This is a genomic window from Candidatus Eisenbacteria bacterium (assembly GCA_016867495.1).
Classification (GTDB): Bacteria; Eisenbacteria; RBG-16-71-46; order CAIMUX01; family VGJL01; genus VGJL01.
This window is the reverse complement of sequence record VGJL01000171.1, coordinates 1-5,577: the sequence shown is the minus strand read 5'-3', so window position 1 is coordinate 5,577 and position 5,577 is coordinate 1. Positions and strand designations below refer to the sequence as shown.

Below are 5,577 nucleotides of genomic sequence, written 5' to 3'. Positions count from 1 at the left end.
GCCCGACATCACAAGCGCGGGCCCGGTAGCGGGCCTCCCTGATGAGCCTCTCCACCGCCCCGCAACCCTCGCGGAGGCGATCACCCTGCTGCGGCGGCATCCGGAGGAATGCACATTCGTCGCGGGCGCGACCGATCTGCTCACGATGCTGAAGCTCGGGACGACGCCGCGCGGCCCGCTCATCGACATCGCCGGCTTGCCCGAGATCTCGCGGATCGAGCCGACCGGCGGCGTGATCGAGATCGGGGCGGCGGTGACCTTCTCATCGATCCTCGACGATCCTCTGATCGCTCGGCATCTCCCCGCCCTTCGCGCGGCGGCCTCGCTCTTCGGCGCCGTCGCCATTCGGAACCGGGCGACGCTGGGCGGCAATCTGGCGAGCGCCTCTCCCGCCGCTGACGCCCCTCCCGTCCTCGCCGCGCTCGGCGCAGCCGTGGTCCTCGCCGGTCCGGAGGGCGCTCGTGAAGTGCCGATCGAATCGTTCTTCCTCGGGTATCGGTCCACGGCGCGGAGGCCGGACGAGATGCTCGTTCGCGTCCGCGTGCCGCTCCCGGAAGAGGGAACGAGGCAGGCGTTCTTCAAGGTTGGGACGAGGCGCGCCCAGGCGATCGCCAAGGTCTCGCTGGCATGCCGAGCCCGCCTCGACCAGGGCGGCGTTCTGAGGAATGTGCGGCTCGCCGCCGGGAGCGTCGCGCCGACGGTGCTCGCGCTCGCCCGGACGCAGGCCGCACTCGAGGGAAAGACGCTCACCCCGGGCCTGATCCGCGAGGCGGCGCTCATCGCATCCTTCGAGGTCTCCCCGATCGATGACGTCCGCTCCACGGCGCGCTACCGGAGCACTGTGACCGGCCGGCTGCTGGCGCGCTTCCTCGAGGAACTTCACAAACCATGATCCGATCGATCGCCGGACTGATCCTCGCCGCGGGGGAAGGGAGAAGATACGGTGGGCCGAAGGCGCTCGCGACGTCGAACGGGAAGGGATGGCTTCCCCTCGCCGCGGAGACGCTCATCGACGCGGGGATCGGCCGGATCGCGATCGTCATCGGATCCGGAGCCGACGCGGTGCGGACCGATCCCGATCTCGCTCCCCTCCTCGCGTCCGCCGGCGTGCCCGATCTCGCTCCCTTCCATGCACCCGGCCGCGTTCCTGTTCCCGCTCCCTCCCCTGCCCTCGGCCGCGTGCCCGGCGCCGCCATCACTCTCGTCCACAACGAGGACTGGCCGAGAGGGCGGACGGGGAGCATCCAGCGGGGGCTCGCGGCTCTGCCGGCCGGCGCCTCGGGGGTCCTGATCCATCAGGTCGACTTCCCCTTCGTGCGGGCCGCGACGCTGCGCTCGCTCAACGATCGCTTCCTGAGCGATCCTCTCGCGGAGGAGAGGATCCTCGTCCCCGTGTTCCAGGGGAGACGGGGCCACCCCATCCTGATCGGCCGTGGGATCTGGAGCGAGATTCGAGCCCTCGGGGCCGACGAGCCGCTCCACCTGCTCCTGCGCAAGGATCCGAGTCGGGTGATCGAGGTCGCCGTTCCTGATGCGGGAATCTTGCGTAACATGAACAGACCGCCGGACCGGGAGACGGAGGGGACTTGAATCGCGAGGTCTTGCTATCGGCAATCGCCGCGATGGATCGAAACGAGCCTTTCGCGCTCCTCACAGTGGTCGACGCGGAGGGTTCGACTCCGGGAAAGCCGGGCCAGCAGATGATCCTCTTCGCCGACGGCCGCCAGGAGGGGACGGTCGGCGGGGGCGCCCTCGAGCGGCGGGCCGCGCGGGATGCGGCGGCGATGCTTCGGGAGGGAAGGGGCGGGGTGCTCGAGTACTCGCTGGACGCCGCCTCCATCGAATCGATCGGCGCCGTCTGCGGCGGGCGCGCGACCCTGTCGGTGGCTCTCTCCCTGCCCGCGGCGTGGGTCCTCATTTGCGGCGGAGGCCATGTCGCCTTCGCGCTCGCGCGCATCCTGAGGGAGCTCGGGATCCTCTATACGATCGCCGACGGCAGGGCCGAGGTCTGCGCCGAGTCCCGATATCCCGACGCCCTGGAGATCGTCCGCGAGCCTCCCCCGCGCTTTGTCCGCGGCGCGCGGCTCGAGCGATACACGCACGTCGTCGTCCTTACGCACGACCACGCTCTCGACGCCGAGACTCTCCGCGCGCTCGCCGAGAAGCGCTTCCCCCGCTACGTCGGGATGATCGGGAGTCGGACCAAGTGGCAAGAGGTCGCCCTGCGCCTTCGCGAGAGCGGCGTGGAGGAAGCGTGGCTGGCGGGCGTGCGCTGCCCGATCGGGCTCCCCATCGGGGCGAAGACGCCGGCGCAGATCGCGGTCTCGATCGCGTCCGAGATCATCAGCCAGATGAACGCGGGATCCCGGCCCAGCCTCCGGGACGGGTCCGGCACGGAGGAGTAGCAGATGCCCTTGAGCGGGAAGCAGGACGCCGTCCTGCAGAGGACTGTCGAGCGTTGCCGCGAGCGCGGCATCGTCATCCCCACCTTCGGCGAGCTGCGGAATCCCGAGCGGATCCCGCCGGCGATCCGCTCGCGACTGAAGGAGGTCGGCCTCTGGGACCTCGACCCGATCAACCTCTTCCGGATCACCTGGAAGAACGAGCCGAAGGAGAAGGGCGGACTCTTCAACGACGGCAACTGGATCCACTTCCCAGCGGCCCTCACGCGCGTGCAGGCGAACATCGTAGGGCTCGTCGGAAGGTATTTCCCGACCGGATCTCACAAGGTCGGCGCGGGGTTCGGATGCCTGGTTCCGAGGCTCGTCTCCGGCGCCTTCGACCCGACCCGCCAGAAGGCGGTCTGGCCCTCGACCGGCAACTTCTGCCGCGGCGGCGCTTTCGATTGCGCCCTCCTCGCGTGCCCGGCCATCGCCATCCTCCCCGAGGAGATGAGCCGGGAGCGGTTCGACTGGCTGCGCGCGATCGGAACGGATGAGATCATCCGCACCCCCGGCTCCGAGTCGAACGTGAAGGAGATCTACGACAAGTGCTGGGAGCTCAAGCGGGAGCGAGGCGATGGAATCGTGGTCCTGAACCAGTTCGAGGAGTTCGGAAACGCCGTCTGGCACTTCCACACGACGGGCCCGATCGTCTCCGAGATCTTCGAGCGGCTTCGTCGCCCGGGAGATCGCCTGAGCGGCTTCGTCAGCGCCACCGGCTCAGCCGGGACGATCGCGGCGGGGGATTTCCTCAAGGGGCGCTCCGCCGCCACGGTCGTCGCGGCCGTGGAGGCGCTCCAGTGCCCCACCCTCCTCCGGTGCGGATTCGGCGCGCACAGGATCGAGGGGATCGGGGACAAGCACGTTCCCTGGATCCACAATGTCCGCAACACCGACCTCGTCTGCGCGATCGACGACGGCCAGTGCATGGACCTGCTCCGCCTCTTCAACGAGGAGGCAGGACGCCTTCTCCTGCGGGCGGAAGGGATCGGCGAGGACGCGATCTCCCGGCTGCCCCTGCTCGGCATTTCCTCCATCTGCAATCTCGTCGCGGCCATCAAGACCGCGAGGCATTACGAGATGGGGCCTTCCGACTGGATCTTCACCCCCCTCACCGATTCGATGGATCTCTACGGATCGAGGATCGACGAGCTTCGCCGCGAACTGGGCCCATACTCGAGCGACCTCGCGGGCCGGCACTTCGCTCGCCATCTCGAGGGGATCGCCACAGACAACGTCCGCGAACTCGGGTATCACGATCGAAAGGCGCTGCACAATCTGAAGTACTTCACCTGGGTCGAGCAACAGGGCCGGACGGTGGAGGAGCTGCGAGAGCTGTGGAGCCCCGACTTCTGGGAGAAGACCTATGCCCAGGTCGAGGAGTGGGACGCGCGAATCGCCGACTTCAACCGAAGGACCGGCCTGGCCGGCGGCTGATCCCCCCGCCGGCATCCGCGCGCAAGCCGACAGGCGTCGTCAGCGGCGGATCCGCGTGAGACGCAGAGGGGCGATCGGAACCTGGGCTCTCGGCATGACCAGGTAGACTCCGCTCCCGGCGGGCTTCCCGTCGCGGCCAATCCCGTTCCAGACGAACACGGCCTCCCCGCCGCTCGCTTCGGGCGGCGCCAGCGAGACGATCGCCCTGCCGGAGATGTCATAGAGGTCGACGTGGGCTGTTCCAGCGGGAACGCCCGTGAGGCGCATGCGAACCTCTCCATCAAAGGGATTCGGGTAGGCCGTCAGAAGAGGCAATCGCTGCGGCGCGTCCATGGGCACGCCCGAGGCCTCATCCTGGTAGCAGAGGGAGAGCAGGTCGCTGCTTGTCGCATGGCGGTATCCGTATCCGACAACATAGATGCCCCCCAGGGGCGTTGAGGCCAGAAATGCCCCCTCGTCGGCCTGGCTGTCGCCTGCATCGAAGCGCTCAGCCCAGACACGCGACCCATGGATCGGGTCGAAGCCTACCGTCGCGACATCCCAGCTCGTCGTCGAGCCGGTCGAGAAACCGCTGACGACCACCTCGCCGTTCGCGGCCTCAACGACGCAGTTCGCTGCGTCGTATCCGCCCGAAGGGCCATTATAGCTCCCGCTCCACAGGAACTCGCCGTCCGACGAGGCGAACTTGAGGACCATGTAGTCGCCGTTGCTGACGCCGGCTATGAGAAGGTCCCCCGCGGCGTCCCTGACCATGCCCCTAGGATTGTCCACTCTCGTCCCGGTGGAGTTGTACCGGACAGACCAGGCGGGGTCTCCGTCCAGCGCCTCATACCGATGCAGCACGACATCGTAGCCGGTGGTCGGGCTCCACGTCCGATTGGCCATGACGACGTCGCCGTCGTCGCAGACGGCGAGCCAGCCCGCCCTCTCGTTGATGTTGTAAACGGCCCCGGGAAGCGACATGTCCCAGATCAGATTTCCGTTCGCGCTGTCGAGCTTGAAGGTCAAGAAGTTCCCGCTTCCGTCGGAGCGGCCCTCGATTCCCGTGATCACGGGATTGCCGTCGGGGCCGACGGCGATCGACCAGCCGCGATCGTCCATGGCGTCGGGGCCGCCGATCAGCTGGAGCCAACGGATCTCGCCGTCTTCCGCGGCGAACTTCATGATCAGTACGTCATCGCCCCAGCTCGGATTGAAGGCCCTGCCGGTGATGAAGGCGTTGCCTTCCGCGTCGGAGGCGATCGCCAGGACGGTCTCATGGAAGTTTCCGTGTCCGAGATAGCGCTGAGACCAGAGAACCTCCCCGGTCGCACCGTCCAGCTTCAGGACGGTGACGTCATCGCCGTGCAATCACCCATCGCAGGCGCGGATGAAACCTCCGACGAGAAGATCTCCGGAGCCGTCCCACGCCATCCCGGACAGGGCCATGTCGAGACCGTCGGGGGCGGGGACCCGCCTGCGCCAGATCTCCTCCCCCGTGTGCCTGTGTAGCTTGCGGATGAGCATGTCGAGCCCTTGCGTCCCGTCCGCGCTCTCGCCTCCCACCACCAGGTTCCCATCGGGGTCGCAAAGGGCGGCGGTGCCGACGTCGGTGTAGTTGGCCCCGCCGTCGTGGAGATCGTTCCACTGAAGGGTCGGCCCCGCCGCGGCGACCAATGGTTGGCACAGGAGGATGCAGGCGACCGTCAGGATGCTCTCT

At 68.0% G+C, this 5,577-nt stretch carries 5 protein-coding genes; 4 read left to right on the top strand and 1 reads right to left on the bottom strand.

All coding sequences use genetic code 11. The annotated features are described in order from the left end of the window. The 4 genes from FJY88_11520 to FJY88_11505 all read left to right on the top strand — a co-directional run. Positions 1-892: molybdopterin dehydrogenase (locus FJY88_11520; GenBank protein ID MBM3287961.1), on the top strand; the 892-nt coding region annotated here is incomplete at its 5' end. After that, positions 889-1,590 (top strand): nucleotidyltransferase family protein, encoded by a 702-nt coding sequence (locus FJY88_11515; GenBank protein MBM3287960.1) that lies wholly within the window; start codon positions 889-891, stop codon positions 1,588-1,590. The genes FJY88_11520 and FJY88_11515, both read left to right, overlap by 4 nt. Then, a complete protein-coding gene (locus FJY88_11510; GenBank protein MBM3287959.1) occupies positions 1,587-2,405 on the top strand; it encodes a hypothetical protein in 819 nt (272 codons plus the stop codon). The genes FJY88_11515 and FJY88_11510 overlap by 4 nt, the downstream gene beginning before the upstream one ends. Positions 2,406-2,408: 3 nt before the next feature. Next, entirely contained in the window at positions 2,409-3,878 is a 1,470-nt protein-coding gene (locus FJY88_11505) for a pyridoxal-phosphate dependent enzyme (GenBank protein ID MBM3287958.1), read from the top strand. 39 nt (positions 3,879-3,917) lie between these two features. On the opposite strand, the gene FJY88_11500 is transcribed toward FJY88_11505, so the two are convergent. Beyond that, on the bottom strand, positions 3,918-5,228 hold the full coding sequence (locus tag FJY88_11500) for a PQQ-like beta-propeller repeat protein (GenBank protein ID MBM3287957.1): 1,311 nt from the start codon (positions 5,226-5,228) through the stop codon (positions 3,918-3,920). Between the last annotated feature and the right edge of the window lie 349 nt (positions 5,229-5,577).

Excerpts from the sequence above, each read along its gene's own strand:
- FJY88_11515 (MBM3287960.1), top strand. The coding sequence starts at position 889 with ATGATCCGATCGATCGCCGGACTGATCCTCGCCGCGGGGGAAGGGAGA.
- FJY88_11505 (MBM3287958.1), top strand. The coding sequence starts at position 2,409 with ATGCCCTTGAGCGGGAAGCAGGACGCCGTCCTGCAGAGGACTGTCGAG.